The organism is Streptomyces apricus, from assembly GCF_008369065.1.
GTDB classification, from domain to species: Bacteria; Actinomycetota; Actinomycetes; order Streptomycetales; family Streptomycetaceae; genus Streptomyces; species Streptomyces apricus.
Map to the genome: position 1 here is coordinate 78,256 of NZ_VDFC01000025.1, position 19,712 is coordinate 97,967.

The 19,712-nt window shown below is 73.5% G+C and carries 17 protein-coding genes and 1 pseudogene; 13 read left to right on the plus strand and 5 right to left on the minus strand.

The window, feature by feature from the left end:
• Window positions 1-101 precede the first annotated feature (101 nt).
• The 4 genes from FGF04_RS09270 to FGF04_RS09285 all read left to right on the plus strand — a co-directional run bounded on the left by FGF04_RS09270 (window position 102) and on the right by FGF04_RS09285 (window position 3,537).
• Window positions 102-1,106: an NAD(P)/FAD-dependent oxidoreductase gene (locus FGF04_RS09270; RefSeq protein ID WP_149510777.1), complete on the plus strand. Its 1,005-nt coding sequence runs from the start codon at window positions 102-104 to the stop codon at window positions 1,104-1,106.
• Window positions 1,107-1,113: 7 nt separating this feature from the next.
• Window positions 1,114-1,434 carry a ferredoxin gene (gene fdxA / locus FGF04_RS09275; RefSeq protein ID WP_149510778.1) on the plus strand — a complete coding sequence of 107 codons (321 nt, stop codon included), beginning with the start codon at window positions 1,114-1,116 and terminating at the stop codon, window positions 1,432-1,434.
• A 77-nt stretch (window positions 1,435-1,511) separates the two neighbouring features.
• Window positions 1,512-2,288, plus strand: a complete 777-nt coding sequence (locus tag FGF04_RS09280; RefSeq protein ID WP_188114013.1) for an alpha/beta fold hydrolase — start codon at window positions 1,512-1,514, stop codon at window positions 2,286-2,288.
• A gap of 82 nt (window positions 2,289-2,370) precedes the next feature.
• Window positions 2,371-3,537, plus strand: a complete 1,167-nt coding sequence (locus FGF04_RS09285; protein WP_149510780.1) for a carboxylate-amine ligase — start codon at window positions 2,371-2,373, stop codon at window positions 3,535-3,537.
• 21 nt (window positions 3,538-3,558) lie between these two features.
• Here the strand turns inward: FGF04_RS09285 and FGF04_RS09290 are convergent, their stop codons facing one another.
• Window positions 3,559-4,509: a LysR family transcriptional regulator gene (locus FGF04_RS09290; protein ID WP_223146360.1), complete on the minus strand. Its 951-nt coding sequence runs from the start codon at window positions 4,507-4,509 to the stop codon at window positions 3,559-3,561.
• A gap of 91 nt (window positions 4,510-4,600) precedes the next feature.
• Between FGF04_RS09290 and FGF04_RS09295 the strand changes: the two genes are divergently transcribed.
• Window positions 4,601-5,974 carry an aspartate aminotransferase family protein gene (locus FGF04_RS09295; protein WP_149510781.1) on the plus strand — a complete coding sequence of 458 codons (1,374 nt, stop codon included), beginning with the start codon at window positions 4,601-4,603 and terminating at the stop codon, window positions 5,972-5,974.
• A 172-nt stretch (window positions 5,975-6,146) separates the two neighbouring features.
• The gene (locus FGF04_RS09300) at window positions 6,147-6,527 is read left to right on the plus strand and encodes an STAS domain-containing protein (RefSeq protein ID WP_149510782.1); all 381 of its coding nucleotides are present in this window, start codon (window positions 6,147-6,149) and stop codon (window positions 6,525-6,527) included.
• Between the two features lie 172 nt (window positions 6,528-6,699).
• Here FGF04_RS09300 and FGF04_RS09305 read toward each other — a convergent pair whose 3' ends face one another.
• Window positions 6,700-7,134 carry a MarR family transcriptional regulator gene (locus FGF04_RS09305; RefSeq protein ID WP_149510801.1) on the minus strand — a complete coding sequence of 145 codons (435 nt, stop codon included), beginning with the start codon at window positions 7,132-7,134 and terminating at the stop codon, window positions 6,700-6,702.
• A 192-nt stretch (window positions 7,135-7,326) separates the two neighbouring features.
• Between FGF04_RS09305 and FGF04_RS09310 the strand changes: the two are divergent.
• The 3 genes and pseudogenes from FGF04_RS09310 (at window position 7,327) to FGF04_RS09320 (ending at window position 10,664) form a co-directional block, all read left to right on the plus strand.
• Window positions 7,327-8,499 (plus strand): annotated as a pseudogene (locus tag FGF04_RS09310) (PP2C family protein-serine/threonine phosphatase).
• A 156-nt stretch (window positions 8,500-8,655) separates the two neighbouring features.
• On the plus strand, window positions 8,656-8,904 hold the full coding sequence (locus FGF04_RS39970; protein WP_188114011.1) for a hypothetical protein: 249 nt from the start codon (window positions 8,656-8,658) through the stop codon (window positions 8,902-8,904).
• Window positions 8,901-10,664, plus strand: a complete 1,764-nt coding sequence (locus FGF04_RS09320; RefSeq protein WP_149510783.1) for a PP2C family protein-serine/threonine phosphatase — start codon at window positions 8,901-8,903, stop codon at window positions 10,662-10,664. The genes FGF04_RS39970 and FGF04_RS09320 overlap by 4 nt, the downstream gene beginning before the upstream one ends.
• 30 nt (window positions 10,665-10,694) lie before the next feature.
• Here FGF04_RS09320 and FGF04_RS09325 read toward each other — a convergent pair whose 3' ends face one another.
• Window positions 10,695-11,144, minus strand: coding sequence for a MarR family winged helix-turn-helix transcriptional regulator (locus FGF04_RS09325; protein WP_328596282.1), 450 nt, complete (start codon window positions 11,142-11,144; stop codon window positions 10,695-10,697).
• Between the two features lie 314 nt (window positions 11,145-11,458).
• The gene (locus FGF04_RS09330) at window positions 11,459-12,427 is read right to left on the minus strand and encodes an alpha/beta hydrolase (protein ID WP_149510785.1); all 969 of its coding nucleotides are present in this window, start codon (window positions 12,425-12,427) and stop codon (window positions 11,459-11,461) included.
• 229 nt (window positions 12,428-12,656) lie between these two features.
• Here FGF04_RS09330 and FGF04_RS09335 point away from each other — a divergent pair, with 229 nt between their 5' ends.
• Together FGF04_RS09335 and FGF04_RS09340 are read left to right on the plus strand one after the other, a co-directional pair.
• Window positions 12,657-13,139: a MarR family winged helix-turn-helix transcriptional regulator gene (locus FGF04_RS09335; protein WP_223146361.1), complete on the plus strand. Its 483-nt coding sequence runs from the start codon at window positions 12,657-12,659 to the stop codon at window positions 13,137-13,139.
• 119 nt (window positions 13,140-13,258) lie between these two features.
• On the plus strand, window positions 13,259-13,816 hold the full coding sequence (locus FGF04_RS09340; RefSeq protein WP_149510786.1) for a GNAT family N-acetyltransferase: 558 nt from the start codon (window positions 13,259-13,261) through the stop codon (window positions 13,814-13,816).
• A gap of 24 nt (window positions 13,817-13,840) precedes the next feature.
• Here FGF04_RS09340 and FGF04_RS09345 read toward each other — a convergent pair whose 3' ends face one another.
• Window positions 13,841-14,623 carry a thioesterase family protein gene (locus FGF04_RS09345; RefSeq protein ID WP_188114012.1) on the minus strand — a complete coding sequence of 261 codons (783 nt, stop codon included), beginning with the start codon at window positions 14,621-14,623 and terminating at the stop codon, window positions 13,841-13,843.
• 148 nt (window positions 14,624-14,771) lie between these two features.
• Between FGF04_RS09345 and FGF04_RS09350 the strand changes: the two genes are divergently transcribed.
• Both FGF04_RS09350 and FGF04_RS09355 read left to right on the plus strand, forming a co-directional pair.
• On the plus strand, window positions 14,772-15,722 hold the full coding sequence (locus FGF04_RS09350; RefSeq protein ID WP_149510788.1) for a TauD/TfdA dioxygenase family protein: 951 nt from the start codon (window positions 14,772-14,774) through the stop codon (window positions 15,720-15,722).
• Window positions 15,723-15,876: 154 nt separating this feature from the next.
• Window positions 15,877-19,686 carry a S8 family serine peptidase gene (locus FGF04_RS09355; RefSeq protein ID WP_149510789.1) on the plus strand — a complete coding sequence of 1,270 codons (3,810 nt, stop codon included), beginning with the start codon at window positions 15,877-15,879 and terminating at the stop codon, window positions 19,684-19,686.
• Window positions 19,687-19,712: the final 26 nt, after the last annotated feature.

Genomic DNA, 19,712 nt, shown 5'->3' on the forward strand with positions numbered 1-19,712 from the left:
CCCGTGAGTCGACCCGGTGAGCGCGGCCCGGTGAGGAGGCCGTCCTGCTCACCGGAACGGCTCCGTAGGGAGAACCGCCGCCTCGTTCCTACGCTCGCACCATGAGCCAACTCACCGACGACACCGGCGTCCTGGCCACCGACGTCCTGATCATCGGCGCCGGTCCGGCGGGCCTGTACGGCGCCTACTACGCGGGGTTCCGCGGCCTGACCGTCACCGTCATGGACGTCCTGCCGCAGCTCGGCGGGCAGATCAGCGCGATGTACCCCGAGAAGCCGATCTTCGACATCGCCGGCTTCCTGTCCGTGCGCGGCCGCGACCTGGTGGACGGACTCGTCGCCCAGGCCGAGTCGTACTCCCCGCGCTACCTCCTGGGCCACCGGGCGGCCGAGCTGGCGTACGACGCCGACGGCCTGCCGGTGGTCCGCAGCGACCAGGGGGCGACGGTGCGCGCCAAGGCGGTCGTCGTCACGGGCGGCGTGGGCACGTTCACCCCGCGCCCGCTGCCCGCCGGGGAGGAGTTCCTCGGCCGCGGCCTCGACTACTTCGTGCCGGACCCGTCCGTGCACGCGGACCGGGACGTGGTGGTCGTCGGCGGCGGTGACAGCGCCTTCGACTGGGCGGCCCTCCTCGCGCCGGTCGCCCGCTCGGTCACCCTCGTGCACCGCACCGCCCGCTTCCGCGCCCACGCGGCGTCCGTCGAGAAGGTCCGCGCCCTGGGCGTGGAGATCGTCACCGACTGCGAGGTGAGCCGGCTCATCGGCACCGACCGGGCGGAGCACGCCGAGATCCGGCACCGCGTCACCAAGGAGACCCGCCTCGTCCCGGCCGGGACCGTCGTCGCCGCGCTCGGCTTCCTCGCCGACCTCGGCCCGCTGCAGCACTGGGGGCTGGAGCTCCAGGCCCGGAAGATCACCGTCGACACCCGTATGGCGACCAACCTGCCCCGGGTGTTCGCCGCGGGCGACATCACCGACTACCCCGGCAAGGTCCGCCTCATCTCGGTCGGCTTCGGTGAGGCCGCCACCGCCGTCAACAACGCGGCCACCGTCATCGATCCGGAGGCGGCCCTGTTCCCCGGGCACTCCACCGAGAAGGAGCACTGAGCACACCATGACGTACGTCATCGGCGCCTCCTGCGTCGACATCATGGACCGGTCCTGCGTGGAGGAGTGCCCGGTCGACTGCATCTACGAGGGTGAGCGCAAGCTCTACATCAACCCCATGGAGTGCATCGACTGCGGGGCCTGCGAGGTCGCCTGCCCCGAGCAGGCGATCACGGTGGACCGCAAGGCGGACCCCGACTTCCGCGCGGACAACCGCACCTTCTTCACGGAGGTCCTCCCCGGCCGGGACAGCGCGCTCGGCTCCCCCGGCGGGGCTACCCCGCTCGGCCCGGTGGGCGTCGACACCCCGTTGGTGAGCGGGCGGTGACCGCCACGGACACGACCGGCACGGGCACGGGCACCGGCACCGGCACCGGCACCGGCACCGGCACCGGCACGAACACCCTGCGGAAGGGCTACGCCCCCAGCCGCTTCGGCCAGTTGCACTACGTGGAGTGCGGCGACGGCGCTCCCGTGCTGATGCTCCACCAGACGCCCCGCTCCTGGACGGAGTACCTCGACGTGCTCCCCCTGGTCGGTGCCCGGTACCGGGCGATCGCGATGGACACCCTGGGCTACGGAGCGTCCGCGAAGCCCGAGGGGCCGCACACCGTCGAGCGTTTCGCGGACGGCGTCGGCGACCTGGTCGAGGCACTCGGCCTGGACCGCTTCCACCTGGTCGGGCACCACACCGGCGGGGTGGTCGCCGTCGAGGTGGCGGCCCGCCTCCGAGGCCGGGTGGCAAGCCTGCTGCTGTCGGCGACCTCCTTCGTCGACGACGAGAAGCGCAACGGCGCCCACGGCAGCGTCGACCACGTCGACCCCGCGCCCGACGGCACGCACCTGCGGGAGCTGTGGAACAAGCGGCGCGGCTTCTACCGGCCGGGCGAGGAAGCGGCCCTGGGCCGGTACGTCGTCGACGCGCTGACCGTCCTCGACCGTGTCGAGGAGGGCCACGAGGCGGTGCGCCGCTACGTCATGGAACCGCGCCTGCCGGAGATCACCGCACGCACGCTCGCGGTCTGCGCCCCCGACGACCGGTTCTCCCGGCCGTCCCTGGCGAAGTTCGCGGCGGCACTGGGCTGTCCGACCAGGGTGCTGTCCGACGGACACGTGGCAGCGCCGGAGCAGGTGCCGCAGGAGTTCGCCGACACCGTCCTGGAATGGGCCGGCCGCGGCTGAGGCGCTGACGCGTTGCCGCGCAGGGACTCCTTCCGGCCAACCTTCGCTCGGCGCGATCACCGTAAGTGACACACTCGTCGCCATGAAGAGCGAGAAGTGGACAGCCGCCTCCGGACGCTCGGCGGTGGCCACCGCCTCCTCCCGCCGCTCCGGCGCCGCACCCGTGGTGCGGGTCGGTGTGGAGGAGGAGTACCTGGTGGTGGACCCGGTCTCCCGGCAGCTCAGCACCCGCGCGGACAAGGTCGTCACGGAGGCCGCCGCACAACTGGGCGACCGGGTCACCACCGAACTGACCCGCTACCAGGTCGAGGTCCGCACCCACCCCCACACCAGCCTCACCGACCTGGGCGACGACCTGCGCCACATCCGCCGGGCCGTCGCACAAGCCGCCGCCCGCCTGGGTCTGCGCATCATTTCCAGCGGAACACCCGTCCTGGGCCAGCACACTCCCCCGCCGCTGACCGCCGGAGACCGCTATGCGCAGAGCCTGGCCACCTTCCGCGCCCTGGACCACGAACAGAGCGTGTGCGCCTGCCACGTCCATGTCGAGATGCCCGACCTCCCCACCGCGCTCGCCGTCAGCAACCACCTGCGGCCCTGGCTGCCCGCGCTGATCGCCCTGAGCGGCAACTCCCCCTACTGGAACGGCCAGGACACCGGCTACGACAGCTGGCGCACCCTGACCTGGGGACGCTGGCCCGTCGCCGGGCCCCCGCCCTACTTCGAGTCCGCCGCCCATTACGAGGATCTGCTCGGCCATCTCCTCAGCAGCCACACCCTGCTGGACCGCGGCGGCCTCTACTGGGACATCCGCCCCTCCCACCACGTGCCGACCCTGGAGATCCGGGTGGCCGACGCCGCTCCCACCGTCGACGACACGCTCCTGCTGGCAGCAGCCGTCAAAGGCCTCGCCGGCACGGCCCTCGACGCCGTACGCGACGGGCAGCCCGGGCCGCGGCTCCAGGCGGAGATGCTGCGGGCGGCCTGCTGGCGCGCCGCCCGCGACGGCGTGAAGGGCCAGAGCATCGACCTGGCCTCAAGCGGACTGGAGCCCGCGTCCCGCCGTCTTGAGCAGCTCTGGGACACGGCCACGCCCGTTCTGGAGCCCGGCGAGGTCCCCGCTGTCGACTCGGCCCGTCGGGACCTCGCCGCACGGGGCAACGGAGCCGACCGCCAGCGGGCGGCCTACCGCCACCGGCACAACCACCTCGACGTCGTCGACCACCTCGTGCAGCAGGCCACCGCCTGAGCTCCGCCCTCTCTCCCCCGCTCAGGACACGGACGTATGGCCCGGTGGCGTCGCGGTGTCCCACTCGGCGGGCGGGGTGAGGGGCGTGGGTGCCGGGTCGTGCCGCAGGGCGTCGAGAACGACGCGGACGCCGGCGCGGGCGGGAGCGCCGCGGCGGATGACCGCGGTGATGGTGCGGGTGACGGGGGTGGCGAGTTCGCGTGTGGTCACGTCGTAGCGGCTGTGGGCGACGGCGAGGGCCGGAAGGAGGGTGACGGACAGTCCGGCCTCGACGTGCTGCAGCGCCATCATGTAGTTGCTGAAACGGCCCACGACCCGTGGTTCGAAACGGGCCCGGCGGCACAGTCGCCGGGCGAGGTCGGCCATGTAGGACCGGGGCATGTCGAAGGTCCATGCCTCGTGCGCGAAGGCGGCCAGGTCCGCGGGGCCGCGTCCGGCGGGATGTCCGGAGGGCAGGACCAGGAGCACCGGGTCCTCGGCCAGCGGTATCAGGTCGAGGTCCGGGCCCAGCGGAAGGTCGTCGACGTCGGTCATGGTGAGGATGACGTCCGCGTCCGCCATGCGCAGGGCGGGCATGCTCGCGTGCGGTTCCAGTTCGATGATCTCGACGTCCAGGTGCGGGTAGGCGGTCGCGAGGCGCGTCACCGCCGGGACGGCCAGCGTGTGGACGGCGCTCTGGAACACGCCCAGCCTCACCAGCCCCGACGGCTCCTCGCCGAAGCCGCGCAGTTCGCCCTCGACGTCGTCCATGTGGTCGAGGATCGCGCGGGCCCGCTGCGCGAGGATCAGTCCGGCCGGCGTCAGCCGTACCCGCCGGCCGGTGCGCTCCAGCAGCTCGGTGCCGGTCTCGGTCTCCAGGACGGCAAGCTGCTGGGAGACGCTCGACGGGCTGAGATGGGCGGCCTGCGCCACCGCGCGCACCGTGCCGAGCGTGTCCAGCTGGCTGAGCAGCCTCAGCCTCCACGGGTTCATCACCCTGGCCATTCTTGTACAGTTTTCCCGCACAGGAGGGCCGGCATCGCGTGATGGACGCGACCCTCGCACCGTCCCTACCGTCGAGGTCATGGCAGACGACGGCAGGACCGGCACGGACCGCGACGCACAGTTCTGGCACGACGCACGGCGCCATCTGCTGCGCTACGGCGTCGCCTTCACCCCCGAGATCATCGAGCGCGCGAGCGGCAGCTTCGTGCACACTGCGGACGGCCGCCGGATCCTCGACTTCACCTCCGGCCAGATGAGCGCGATCCTGGGGCACAGTCATCCACGGATCGTGGAGTGCGTCCAGCGGCAGATCGCCGGCCTCGACCACCTCTACAGCGGCATGCTCAGCCGGCCCGTCGTCGACCTCGCGCGACGGCTCGCCGGCACGCTGCCCGACCCCCTCGACAAGGTCCTGCTGCTCACCACCGGCGCGGAGTCGAACGAGGCCGCCGTGCGGATGGCGAAACTCGTCACCGGCCGCCACGAGATCGTGTCGTTCGCCCGCTCCTGGCACGGTATGACCCAGGCCGCCGCGTCGGCGACCTACAGCGCCGGACGCAAGGGGTACGGGCCCGGCGCTCCGGGCAACTTCGCCATCCCCGTACCGCACTCCCGTCGTCCCGACATCACGCACCCCGACGGGACCCTCGACTGGCAGCGCCAGCTGGACCTGGCCTTCGACCTCGTCGACGCGCAGTCCACCGGCAGCCTCGCCGCCTGCCTGGTCGAGCCGATCCTCAGCTCGGGCGGGGTGATCGAGCCACCGGCCGGCTACTTCGCCGCCCTGCACCGCAAGTGCCGGGAGCGCGGGATGCTCCTGATCCTCGACGAGGCGCAGACCGGTCTGTGCCGCACGGGCACCTGGTACGCCTTCGAACGCGACGGAGTCGTCCCCGATCTGCTCACCCTGTCCAAGACGCTCGGCGCGGGGCTCCCCCTCGCCGCGCTGGTCACCAGCGCGGAGATCGAGGAGCGGGCCCACGAACGCGGCTTCCTCTTCTTCACCACCCACGTCTCCGACCCGCTCGTCGCCGCGGTCGGCAACACGGTCCTGGACGTCCTGGAAACCGACCGGCTCGACGAGCGGGCACGGGTGCGCGGTGCGTTCCTGCGCAAAGGACTGGACGAGCTCGCCGCCCGCCATCCGGCGATCGGTGACGTACGCGGCAGGGGGCTGCTCCTGGGCGTCGAACTCGCCGGGAGCGACACCGACGCGTCGGCGGGCGACACGCTGGGCGCCCGCGTCACCGGCCGCTGTCTCGAACTGGGCCTGCACATGAACATCGTGCAGTTGCCCGGCATGGGCGGCACCCTGCGCATCGCCCCGCCCCTGACCGCCACCGAGGAGGAGCTGTCCCTCGGCCTGGAGATCCTGGACCTGGCCCTCACCCAGGTGGCCGCACCCCGTTCCGTACGCGAAACGCGTCCGCATACGCGCAGGGCAAGGGGGTAGGGACGCGAGCAGGGCGCACCCTCCGCCAGGTCCGGTCCGCACCCTCCGCCGGACCCGGACCGGGCCGTCCGCCGGGGAGAGCTTGATCACGCCGCGCCGCCGGTTTCGGGGGCATCGAATCGGCGCGAGGGGGTATCCGGGCTCCACCATTGTTGCTTTGCGGGAGGTACACGTGTCCATAGCCCAGAATCCGTTGTCCGTCGAGGTCGCCCCGGTCCGCGAGGACGTCGTCCTGTTCACGGTCGAGGGGCATCTGGACATCGATACCGCCACCGGGCTCCAGCACCACCTCGCGAACCAGTTCCAGCACGGCCGCCGCCACTTCCTGCTGGACCTGTCGGCGGTTCCCTTCATGGACTCGTCCGGTATGAACATCCTCATCAGGGCGTACCAGCAGACCCGGGAACTGGACGGCAGCGTGCACATCATCTCGCCGACCCCGGCCGTGCGGCGGATCCTGGACCTGACGGGTGTGAGCATCACCGTGCCCGTGTCGGAGGACGTCGACAGCGCGCTCGCCCTCGTGGACAAGCAGCAGGGCGAGGGCGCCTGATCCCGTCCGACGCGCTCCGCGGTCCCGGGGGACGGCGGAGTTCACGCACATACAACAGTTGCCGTTTGACAACAGTGCACCGAGGCAAGAAAGTGGGCAGCGCCGAGGCGCGGGAGGATTCCGGTATGTACCGAAGGACGAGGACGGGTTCCCCCGGCGGACGACGGGAGGGTCAGGCGGTCCTGGCGCCGTCGGCCGGGTCCTCCTCGTGGATCTCCTGCGCCGCCGCGGCGCAGAACGCCACCAGGCCCTCCAGCAGCTGGGTGCGCCGGGTCGCGGGCATCTGCTCCAGCACGGACCGCAGCGCCTGCTCGCGGCGCGAGCGCAGGTCGCTCAGGAACGCGCTTCCGCGGCGGCTGAGGTACAGCCTCAGTTCGCGGCGGCTGGTCGCCCCGGGCCGGCGTTCGACGAACCCGACCGCCTGCAGGCGGTCGCACAGCCTGCTGGTCGAGGGGGGCGTGGACCCCAGGGCGTCGGCGAGGGTGCGCAGGTTGATGCCCTCGTTGTGCTCCAGGATGAACAGCACCCGCAGCTGGGACGCCGAGACGGGCGCCGTCGAGGCACGGCCCCAGAGGACCTCGAGCAGCTCCGCCGCCTCCGAGGTCACTCGCGCCACTTCGCGGCGCTGGGGACGCGGGGAGGAGGAAGTCACGCAGACACTCTCCCAGGCTTCCCCGGCCCTGTCAGCTCACCGGTCGGGGCCTTCCTGCCGCCCGCACCGGATCAGAACCGCGGCGCCGCACCCGCGGCGGCGCGGACACGCAGCCACCGACGCGCAGAGAACGGCGTATCCGACATCGTGAACAGATTCGTGGCAGCCGAGCGCGCGCTGCGCTCCGCTGCTCCGCACCAGCTGCTGGACGCGGTCCGGGAGGTGCTGTGCGGACAGTACGCGGCCGAAGAGGTCGAGCTCTTCATGGCCGACTACGGGCTGACCCTGCTGCAGCCCGTCTCCACGCTGCCGTACACCCTGGCGCCGCTGCCCGTGCACACCGGCCCGGCCGGCCGGGCCTTCGGCGCCCAGGAACCGGCGTTCGAGGAGTGCCCCGGGGGCTCGGTGCGGGTCCACCTGCCCGTGACCGTGCGCGGCGACCGGCTGGGGGTGCTGTCCGTCACCATGCCCTCGGCGGAGCAGGCCACCGACTGCTCGGCCGAGCTGGCGGAGGTGGCGGAGGTCCTGGCGCACGAGGTGATCGTCGCCGAGCGGGACACCGACCTGTACCTGCAGGCGCGGCGCAAGGACCGGCTCACCCTCGCCGCGGAGATGCAGTGGCAGCTGCTGCCGGCCCGCTCCTGCGCCCGCCCCGAGTACGCGCTCGGCGCCCAGCTGGAGCCCGCCTACGCCGTGTTCGGCGACAACTTCGACTGGTCCGCCACCGCCGACCATCTGTCGCTCTACATCACCAACGGCATGGGCGAGGGCATCGAGGCCTCGCTGCTGACCAGCCTGGGGGTCAACGCGCTGCGCAACGCGCGCCGGGCGGGTCTGCCGCTCGCGGACCAGGCGGCCCTGGCCGACCAGGCGGTGTAAGCCCACTACCGCGGCGACGTCCACCTGTCCGTGCTGATGCTGGACCTGCAGCTGTCCACCGGGCGCCTGCAGGTCGTCGACGCCGGTTCACCGCGGATGATGCGCCTGCGCGACAGGACCGTCACGGCCGTCGACTTCGAGGAGCAGCTCCCGCTGGGCATGTTCGAGGAGACCGACTACTTCGCCCAGGAGTTCGCCGTGGAGCCCGGCGACCGGCTCGTCTTCGTCAGCGACGGGGTGCACGCGGTGACCGGGCCGGGCGGCGAGACGTACGGCGAACGCGCGCTGGCCCGTGCCGTCGCGGCCACGAGCCTGGTGCCGGCGGCCGAGGTCCCCGGGGCGGTCCTGCGGGAGCTGACCGGGCACCGCGGCGACCCCGACCCGGAGGACGACGCGCTGGTGGCCTGTCTCGACTGGTTCGGAGGGCGTCCGGCGCCGTGAGGCCCGGCCGCCCGGAACCCCCGCCGCCGGACGCGGTGTTGTGCGAACGGGAGTCACCGATACAGTTGCCGTCCGGCAATGGTTCCGTCGTCTCCCGTTGCCCTCGGCCAGGCCGGGACGATGCGCAGGACGCGAGCAGTACGTGAGGAGAAGCAGGTGCCGGAGCACGAAGCGGGGGGCGTACCCACGCGCGTCCGGGAGATACCCGGGCACGCGCGCGTGCCGGTGGCCCGTCCCGGCGGCCCGTCCGGCCGGAACACCCCGCACCGCGCCGTGCGCCCCGCTCCCTCCGCCCCGGCCGTGACCGCCGTGAAGACGCGCGGCACGGGCCGATCCGCCCGGCCCGTACGGGACGGCACCGCCGTCGCCGTACCGGCCCCCACCCCGTCGGACCGCACACCATGACTCGTACCTGGCACATCGCCACCGTCACCGACGCCGCACGGGCCCGTATCGGCACGGCCCGCCTGGCCGCCGCGTACGGAGTGCCCGCCGTGGAACGGACGCGGCTGACGGCCGCCCTCAGCGCGCACCTGCGCCAGTGCCTCACCAAGGGCGGCACCTGGCGGCTCGACCTGGAGACGGCCGCGACGCCGTCCGGGAACGGTCTGCTGCGGGCCGTCGTGACCCCGTGCGACGAACCGGACCCCGGAGGGCGGCCGCCGTGGGACATGGCGGTCGCCTGCGGCCCGTGCGCGGACGCCGCCGACCCCGGGCCAGCGGAGGACGATCCGCAGACGCTGGCCGAGGGACTGCTGGGCGCCGACGAGGACACCGCCCTGGTGCTGGAGAAGCTGGGCGAGCAGGAGCTCCTGGTCGCCTCGCACCGGGAGGAGCTCGACCAGACCAACCAGGGCGTGCTGGCCCTGCACGCCGAACTGGACGCGGCGGGCCAGGCCCAGCGCGAGCTCTTCGCCGCCGAGCGGGAGGCGCGGACCGAGGCCGAGACGGCGCGCCGCAGGCTGACGTTCCTGGCCGACGCCAGCGCCGTGCTGACGGCCTCGCTCAACCACGACGAGATCGTCCGCCGCCTGGAGGGCCTCCTCGTCCCGGAGTACGCCCGCAGCGTCGACGTGTGGCTCTTCGGCGACGGCGACGGGGACGGGGCGGAGCAGGACAGCCCGAGGCCGGCCGCCGCCGTGGTCGCGGCCCGCAGCGGGCGCCCGCAGTACGCCGCCGACCATCCGGGCGGCCTGCCCGGCGTGGACGACCAGCCGCCCTCGGCCCTGCACCCCTCCGTGCCCGTGCTGTGCGTCCCGCTGGGGACGCGGCGGGAGCCGCTGGGCGTCCTGATCCTGTCGCCGGCCGGCGCCCGGTGGGACGCCGACGACGCCGTCATGCTGATCGAGCTCACCCGCCGGGCCGGGGTCGCCATCGACAACGCCCGCCGCTTCGAGCACAACCGCGACATCGCCGAGACCCTGCAGCGGGCGCTGCTCACGGACCTGCCCACCACTCCGGGACTGCACCTGGCCGCCCGCTACCTGCCGGCCACCCACGGCCTGAACATCGGCGGCGACTGGTACGACGCCTTCCGCCAGCCCGACGGCAGCCTGATCACGGTGATAGGGGACGTGACCGGCCACGGGCTGCGCGCCGCCGTCATGATGAGCCAGCTGCGCACCGCGCTGCGCGCGTACGCCGTCGACGGGGGCACCCCGGGCCAGCTCCTCACCCGGCTGCACATCTTCCTGCACCACCTGCAGCCCGACCTGTACGCCACCGCCGTCATCGCGCGCTTCCACCCCGACGACCCGACCCTGACCTGGGCCGCCGCGGGCCATCCGCCGCCCGTGCTGCGCACCCCCGACGGGCAGGTGCACACGCTCGACGCCAAGCCCGGCGCGATGCTCGGCATCCCGCTGGAGCAGAAGATCCTGGACCACACCGTGACCCTCACGCCGGGCTCGACCCTGGCGCTCTACACGGACGGGCTGGTCGAGCGGCGGGCCCAGGGCATCGACCCCGGCATCCAGCGCCTCGCCGCGGCGCTGGGGACCTTCGAGTCCGCGGACCTCGACGCGGACCTGGACGGCTCGGCCGACCGGCTCCTGAGCCCGCTGCTGCACGACTCCGAGCGGGACGACGACGTGTGCCTCCTGCTGTGCCATCTGCACAGCAGGGCGGCCGAACTGGCCCGGACGCCCGTCAAGCTGGCCTTCTGACCGGGACCGGTCCGCTGCCGGTCCGGTCCCTCACCCGTTCCCGGGCGCCCGTCTCGGTGCGAGGGCGCGGGCCCGGTGGAAGGCGTGCAGTCCGTGCCGCAGGGAGTCGCGCTCGCCCTGCGCCATCGCGTCGAGCACACCGGTCAGGCGCGACGTCCGGCGCGCGGTGACGTCCGCCAGGAGCCGGCGGCCCTGCTGGGTGACCAGCAGCTGCACCTCGCGGCGGTTGAACGGCTGGACGGTGCGCTGCAGCAGCCCCGCGGCTTCGAGCCGGTCGCACAGGCGGCTCGCGGTGGGCAGCGCTATGCCCAGGTGCTCGGCGAGGGTGGTGAGGTTGAGCTCGGGCAGCCGGTGGACGGTCTGCAGCGCGAGCAGCTGCCGCGTGGACATGCGCGGGATGCTGTCCTCGGCCGCCGAGAACCACAGCATGACCAGGCCCTCCACCGCGTCGAGGACCTGTTCGGCGAGTGCGTCCGGCACCGGGCCGGGTCCCTGTTCGCGATCCATGGCGCGGTCAGGGCGTACGGGCTGTGCAGGGACGGCGCGGCGCCCTGCGGGGGCGGCGGGGGAACGGGCCCCGCCGGGTCTGTCCATGATCCGGCACGGGGGTGATCACACGCACTTCTCTTTCCGTCGGCTCCGGCCTGGGCGGTTGTCATGTACGTCGGCCCTACCCGGAGAACCGGACCGTACACGGACTGCCTCGTCCTAAAAAGGAACGGCCCGGTCCGCTCCCTCCCGCGTGCGTGCTGCGGGAGGGAGCGGACCGGGCCGTCACCGGCCGGCCGGGAAGGTCAGCTGGCGGCCAGGGCGCCCTTCAGCACGGCGACCGCCTGGTTGATGGCCGCCTCGGCGGCGTGGGTCTCGCGCAGGGCGTTGAGCATCACGAAGTCGTGGATGACGCCCTGGTAGCGCACGGCGGTGACGGGCACGCCGGCCTCGCGCAGCTTGTTCGCGTAGGCCTCGCCCTCGTCGCGCAGGACGTCGGCCTCGCCGGTGATGACCAGGGCCGGGGGCAGGCCGGTGAGCTGCTCGGTGGTGGCGCGCAGCGGGGAGGCGGTGATCTCGGCGCGCTGCGCCTCGTCGGTCGTGTACTGGTCCCAGAACCACTGCATGCCGTCGCGGCGCAGGAAGTAGCCCGTCGCGAACTGGTGGTAGGAACCGGTGTCGAAGGAGGCGTCGGTGACCGGGTAGAACAGCACCTGCTGGACCAGGGGGACGTCGCCGCGCTCCTTGGCCATCAGGGTGAGGGCCGCGGTCATGTTGCCGCCCACCGAGTCGCCCGCCACCGCGATGCGCGAGGCGTCGAGGTCCTTGGTCGCACCCTCGGTGACGACCCACCGGGCGACGGTGTAGTTCTGCTCGATGGCCACGGGGTAGCGGGCCTCGGGCGAGAGGTCGTACTCGGGGAAGACGACGGCCGCGCCGGTGCCCACGGCCAGTTCGCGCACCAGGCGGTCGTGGGTGTGGGCGTTGCCGAAGACCCAGCCCGCGCCGTGGATGTAGATGATCACGGGGAGCCTGCCGGTGGCGCCGGCGGGGCGGACGATGCGCGTGCGGACCTCACCGGTGGGGCCGCCGGGAACGGTGATCCACTCCTCGTCGACGGCCGGCTTGGCCACGTCGCCGGACTGGACCTCGTCGACGGCCTTGCGGCCCTCGGCCGGGGCGAGGTCGAAGAGGTAGGGCGGGTTCGCGGTCGCCTCGGCGAAGGCCGCCGCCGCGGGCTCCAGGACGGGACGGCTGCCGGTCGTGTCGGTCATGACGGACTCCTCGGATCTGGTGCCGTGGGGACACTCCGCCGGCGGACTTCGCCGGGAGCGGCGGCACAGCCATGACAGTAGCTCGCGATTAAGTCGTGCGCAACCAATTAGGGCGCGATACGATTGAGGGGCTCGACGATAGGGTGGAGATCACCGAGTGGGAGCGGGCGGCGCGGGGCACACACACGTGGACGCACGGACTCGGCGCGCGGATACAAGGAGGTACGCCGTGAGCACTGCCGCAGCCGGACCGGCGCCGGAGGACCGGTCCCCGTCGGCGCAGACGGGTTCGCTCCTGCTGGACGACCAGCTCTGCTTCGCCCTCTACGCGGCCTCCCGGGCGGTCACCGCCCGCTACCGGCCCCTGCTGGACGAACTGGGCCTGACCTATCCGCAGTACCTGGTGATGCTGGTGCTGTGGGAGCAGGACTCGATCTCCGTACGCGACCTGGGCGCCGCCCTCCAGCTGGAGTCCAGCACCCTCTCGCCGCTGCTCAAGCGCCTGGAGGCCGCCGGTCTGCTGCGGCGCGAGCGCAGGACGGACGACGAGCGGTCGGTGGCCCTGCGGCTCACGGATGCCGGACTGCGACTGCAGGACCGCGCGGACGCGGTCCCCCTCGCCATGGGCGACGCCATGGGCCTGACCCCCGAACAGGACGCCACGGCCAAACAACTCCTGCGCCTGCTGACGGCCAACGTCAGCGCTCCGTAGGCCTCTCAGCACCCGTCTCCGGCTCCCGGCCGCAGCCACATCGGCGCCCCTCAGGGGCGCGGGGAACTGCGCGACCGGCCCCTCCGCCACCCGAAAAGTGGACGTGGGACGATCGGGACATGCTGCTGGAGACCCCCCGGCTCGTCCTGCGCCGCTTCCGCGCCGCGGACGCGGCACCGCTGGCCGCGTACAGGTCCGACCCCGCGGTGGCCCGCTTCCAGAGCTGGACCCCGCCCGTGTCCCTCGACGCGGCCGCCCGGCTCGTGCGGACCCTGGCCGAGGGGTCGCCGCGGGAACCGGGCTGGTTCCAGTACGCGGTCGAACTCAAGGCCGACCACTGCCTGGTGGGGGACGTCGGGGTGCGGCTGCACGAGAACCGGCGGCAGGCGGAGATCGGGTTCACGCTGGCCGGTGACCGGCAGGGGCACGGGTACGCCGCCGAGGCGGTGGGCGCGGTGCTCGACGACCTGTTCCGGCGCGGGCTGCACCGGGTCTCCGCCGAGTGCGACGCCCGCAACACCCGTTCGGCCCGCCTGCTGCGGCGGCTCGGGTTCGTGCAGGAGGGCCTCCTGCGGCAGGCCACCTGGATCAAGGGTGAGTGGACCGACGACCTGCTGTTCGGCCTGCTGGCCACCGACCGGCAGCCCCTCCACGGGACCGCCGACCGGCCCGGGTAGCCGGCGGAGGGTCGCGCGGGGCGTCTACTGCGGGCGCACCGTGAGCATCTGCTGGGCGTGGCCGACCGGGCCGTTGACGTCGTGCAGGACCGTGCTGGTGACGCCCTGTCCGGTCGGACCGAAGGTGACCGTGGTGTCGAGGCCGGTCCAGCGGCCCTCGGGCTGCCGGTGGAGGTGGACGGTCAGGTCGACGTTCGGGAACATCCAGTCGGCGGGCGACTCGCGCACGGCGATGCCGTTGGCGGTGTCCACGAGCGCGACGTACGACGCGAGCGCGCCGGCGGGTTCGCCGGCCACCAGGTCCAGGCCGGTGGAGACCCACGCCGTCGTGCGGCCCGGCCGGGGCGGGGCGACCGGCCGCACGTCCAGGGAGGCGATGTAGCCGCCGGGCCACACGGCGGCCATCGGCCACGGGGCGAGTTCCCCGGGCGGGGTCAGCGGGGCGGCGTCCCCGCCGGCGACGGCACCGGTGTCGCCGGTGGCCAGGAGCCAGGCGCGGGCGCGGACGACGGGGCGGCCGGCGATGACGACGACGGCCTCGACCAGTTCGATGGTGCGGCCCGGCCGGACCGTCGCGACCTGGATCTCGCACTCGTCGAGGGCGAGGCGCCCCAGGATGTCGAAGCTGATCCGCGACAGGACCAGGCCGTTGTCCGGGCGCGCCGCCGTGTACCGGTCGACGGCATGGACGACGAGGCCGCCGAGCGGGCTGAAGTGCTGCTCGTCGGGGTCCCACGCACCGCCCGCGTGCGAGGTGGCCTTGTAGCGGTGCTCGTCGATGCGCTCGTAGTAGCTGCCGGTGCTCAACGGACGGGTTTCCTTTCGGGTAGGCCGGTCCCGAACGTACCCCGCTCCCCCGAGGCGCTCTGTCGCACCCCCGGTGCACAGGACATGCTTGCTGCGACGACGAGCCACGACGCGCGATCGACGGAGCGCCCATGACGACGGAGTACGCATGACGACGGCCAGGGGTACGCGGATCGGGGTCCGGCCGGCCGCCGGGCACATCGGTGCCGAGATCACCGGCGTCGACCTGGCCGGGGAGCTGGACGACACTGTGGTCGCCGACATCCGGGCGGCGGTGCTGCGCTGGAAGGTGGTGTTCTTCCGCGGGCAGCGCCTGGACCACGCCTCGCACGTCGCGTTCGCCCGGCGGTTCGGCGAACCGGTCCGCCTGCGCAAGCGCGGCAGCGCCTCGCCCGCCGGTGTCCCGGAGGTCGAGACGACCGCCGACCGGCTGGAACTGGGCGGCCGCTACGGCATGGAGCACGACGAGTGGCTGCGCAGGCGCCGCCACTCGCTGCTGCGCGGCTGGCACTGCGACCACGGCGCCCGGATGGACCCGCCGGCGGCGACGATCCTGCGCGCCGAGACCGTGCCCCCGTACGGCGGCGACACCACCTGGTCGAACCTGGCCGCCGCCTACGCGGGACTCTCCGCCCCACTGCGGGCCTTCGTCGACACGCTGCGCGCGGAGCACCGGCTGGGGGTCGGCTACCAGGCGCGGCCCGGCGAGGACGCGTACGTACGCCACCTGCTGGACCGGCAGATCGCCTCCGAGCATCCGCTGGTGCGGGTGCACCCCGAGACCGGCGAGCGCGTGCTGTTCGTCAACGGCTACTACGTCGAGCAGATCCTGGGCCTGCACCGCACGGAGAGCGCACCGCTGCTGGAGATGCTGCTGGAGCAGGCGACCCGGCCCGAGTACACCGTGCGGTTCCGGTGGGAGCCGGGGAGCGTGGCCTTCTGGGACAACCGCGCGACCGTCCACCTGGCGCCGGGCGACACGGCCCACCTCGACCATCCGCGGATCATGCACCGGGTGATGCTGGAGGGCGAGGTCCCGGTCGGTGTGGACGGCAGGCCCTCGACCGCGCTCGTGGGGAGCGAACCGCACGTCTGGTGAGGTGCCGGGGGGCCGCCGCGGCGCGGCGCCCGGGTGTCGCGCTTGCGACATGTCCCACCTGTGCCAGCGGAAACGAGTGACATGACGATCGCCGCCGCCGGATTCTGTCCAGCGCATGAACTTCTCTGCGCGTACGACGGAAGGCACGGCACTGATGAGACGGATCCGCCTGGTGGCGGCGATATCGACAGGACTCGCCCTGGCGGCCGGTGCCGTGGCGCCGGTCGCCGCCCGCACCGGTACGGCGCCCGCGACGGCCACCTCAGCGGTCGGCACGGCCGCGCCGGAGGACCTCGGCACCGTCCGCCTGATCACCGGTGACCGGGTGGCCGTGGGCACCGACACCGGGGGCCGGCGCACCGCCTCGGTCACGCCGGGGCCCGGACGGCGGCACATCCTCTTCCGGACCTACGAGCAGGACGGACGGCTGACGGTCCTGCCCTCCGACGCCGGCGACCTGGTCTCGGCCGGCCTGCTGGACCGGAACCTCTTCGACGTGGACGGGCTGCTCGCCCAGCGGTACGACGAGGCGCACAGCGACGCGCTCCCGCTGATCGTGGCGGGCGACGGCGGGGCCGCGGGATCCGCCGTGCGGCGGCTGACGGAGCTCGCCGAGGACGGTGCGCCGGTGCGTCGCCTCGACAGCATCGGCGCGCGCTCCGTACGGGTCGCCGAGGACGACCTCGGCCGGTTCTGGAAGCAACTGGCCCCGGACGAGGGCCGGGTGGGCGCCGCACGCACCGCCGGCACGCCCCGGGTGTGGCTCGACGGCCGGGTGCGGTCCACCCTGGACCGCAGCGTCCCGCAGATCGGCGCGCCCACCGTGTGGAAGGCCGGCCAGCAGGGCGAGTCCGTCCGGGTCGCCGTGCTCGACACCGGCGTCGACCGGTCGCATCCGGACCTGGCCGGGCGGATCACCGAGGCGAAGGACTTCTCCGGCAGCTCCGGGACCGGGGACGCCTTCGGGCACGGCACGCACGTCGCGTCCATCGTCGGCGGCAGCGGCGCCGCGTCCGCCGCGTCCGCCGGGGGCAAGGGCGGCAAGGGTGTTGCGCCCGGCGCCGACCTGCTCGTCGGGAAGGTGCTCGGGGACGACGGCTTCGGCACCGAGTCCCAGGTGATCGCCGGTATGGAGTGGGCGGCGGGCACGGGGGCCGCGGTCGTCAACATGAGCCTGGGCTCGGACAGTCCGAGCGACGGCACGGACCCGATGAGCCTCGCGCTGAACGAACTCACCGAGCGCACGGGCACGTTGTTCGTCGTCGCGGCCGGCAACAGCGGCGAGCTGGGCACGAGCACGATCGGCTCCCCCGGCGCCGCGGACGCGGCCCTCACCGTCGGCGCGGTCGACCGCGCCGGCGCCCTGGCCCCGTTCTCCAGCCGCGGGCCCCGCACCGGCGACGACGCGGTCAAGCCCGACCTGACCGCGCCCGGCGTCGGCATCGTGGCGGCCCGCGCGGCCGGGACGACGATGGGCGACCCGGTCGACGCACAGCACGTGGCGGCCTCCGGTACGTCGATGGCGGCCCCGCACGTGGCGGGCGCCGCCGCGCTGCTCGCCCAGCGGCACCCGGACTGGGACGCGGGCCGGCTGAAGGACGCGCTGATCAGCACGGCCCGGACGGCCACCGGGCAGGAGGTCACCGAGCAGGGCGGCGGCCTCGTCGACGTGGCCGCGGCGGCGCTGGGCCCGGTCACCGCCACGGGCACCGTCGCCCTGGGCCCGTTCACGACCGGTGGCGGCGAGCCCCGTACGACACCACTGCGCTACACGAACACCTCCGGCGCCGACGTCACGCTGGCGCTCACCGCGCGGCTGGCCACGGCGGGCGGCCGTACGCCCGCGGAGGGCGCGGTGAAGCTCGGGTCCGGCTCGGTCCGCGTGCCCGCCGGCGCCACCGCCGAGGTCCCGCTGACGGTCGACCCGGCCCGGGTGGCGCAGGGCGACTACTACGGGTACGTGACCGCGGTCTCCGCCGACGGGAAGACCACCGTGCACACCACGGTGAGCCTGGCCGTGCACGGCCCCGTGCACCGGCTCACCGTCCGGACGATCGACCTGGAGGGCAAGCGGATCGAGGCACTGCCGACCATCTGGGGCGCCGACGGCTTCGTGGGCTACACCGGCACCGACCCGGCCGTCGCCGAGGTCGAGGAGGGCACCTACCAGCTGGACTACTCCTCCCTCGACCCGGCCGCCGACGGGCAGGAACTGCGGCACGTGGTCCTGCCCGAGGTGAAGGTCACCGGGGACAGGTCCGTCACGCTCGACGCGCGCCGGACGACCCTGGTCGACATCCGCACGCCGAAACCCGCCGAGCAGCGCGGCATCCTCAGCTACCAGACGTACCGGAAGATCGACGGGCACAGCCTGCTGCAGGGCACGATGTACTTCGACGTCGGCAGGCGGCTGTACGTGAGCCCCACCGCCAAGGTCACCGACGGCACCTTCGAGTTCGCCTCGCGCTGGCAGTTCGTCGCACCGCTCCTGGACATGACGGTGTCGGGCGGCAAGGGCCGCAAGGAGACACCGGACGCCTACTACATGCCCTCCTCGCCGCTCTTCGACGAGAAGGGGACGCGGCTGACCGCGGTCGACGCGGGGGACGCCGCCGCGCCGTCGCTGCGCCGGGCCCGCGGGAAGCTCGCGGTCGTCACCAACGAACAGAACCTGAACGAGCAGGAGTTGGCCGAACAGGCGGCGGCCGCGGGGGTACGCGGCCTGGTGCTGATCCACTTCGGCGACATCGCCTGGACCCGCTGGCACCCGGACGGCGAGCGCTGGGGCGTGCCGACCGTCAGGATCGGCAAGAGCGCGGGAGCCGCCCTGCTGAAGCGGATCGGCAGGGGGAGCACCACGGTCGGGTTCACCGGCACCGCGCGCAGCCCGTACCTGTACGACATCATGCAGGTGTCGTCGCAGCAGGTGCCCGAGAAGGTCGTGCACACGGTGTCCGAGCGCAACAGTGCGGTCGTGCGCGCGCGGTACGCCGACAACGGCGGCGCGCGCTGGGCGAGCGAGCAGCGCTTCGCCCGGCGGCCCTACCAGGACACCGCCTGGCTGCAGTACACCCGCTACGTGCCGACCGGCACCGACCGGACCGAGTACGTGAGTTCGGGCGACACCGCCTGGCAGCACCTCGTGCACCACGAGACCACGTACGACGTGGACACGCCGCTGCTGGTCGGCATGGCGGACGCCCCGCGCACGTACCGGGCGGGCGAGCGGACGGCCGACACCTGGCAGGGGGCCGTCGTGCGGCCGTCGATCCCGCGGGGCACCGCGACCCCGTCCGTGCGCTCGGGCGACGTACTGAAGCTGCGGATACCGGAGTTCACCGACGCGCAGGCAGGTCACCGGTCACGGCTGCTGGCCGGCGGCGGGGGCATCGGCACCTCGGGCGGGGCGCGGGCGGCGCAGGGCGACTCGGCCTCCGCCGTGCTGTACCGCGACGAGCGCAGGACGGCCGAGGCCGACGGCGGGTACGCCGACTTCGAGGTGCCGTCCGGCGCCGCCGACTACCGGCTGGACCTCACCACCTCGCGGGTCTCTCCGGAGTGGGCGTACGGGACCGCCACCGAGACGTCCTGGTCGTTCCGCTCGGGCAGCACGGGATCGGCGACGGTGCTGCCGCTGCTCCAGCTCGACTACGACGTGCCGGCCGACGCGTACAACGCCGTCCGCCCCGGCCGCACGCACACCGTCGGCCTGTCGGTCCGCGCCCAGGACGGCCTGGCCGCGCCGCGCGGGACGGACGTCCGGGTCGAGGCCTCGTACGACGACGGCGGGAGCTGGAGCCGGGCGAAGGTGCGGGACCGCGGGCACAACGTGTTCGAGGCCGTCGTCACGAAGCCGTCGCGGGTACGCGGTGACGCGTACGTGACACTGAGAGTGACGGCGCACGACGCGGCGGGCCATGCGGTGCGGCAGACCGTGCAACGGGCCTACCTGCACCGCGGATAGGCGCCGGGGCACAGGTGGGGGTGGGC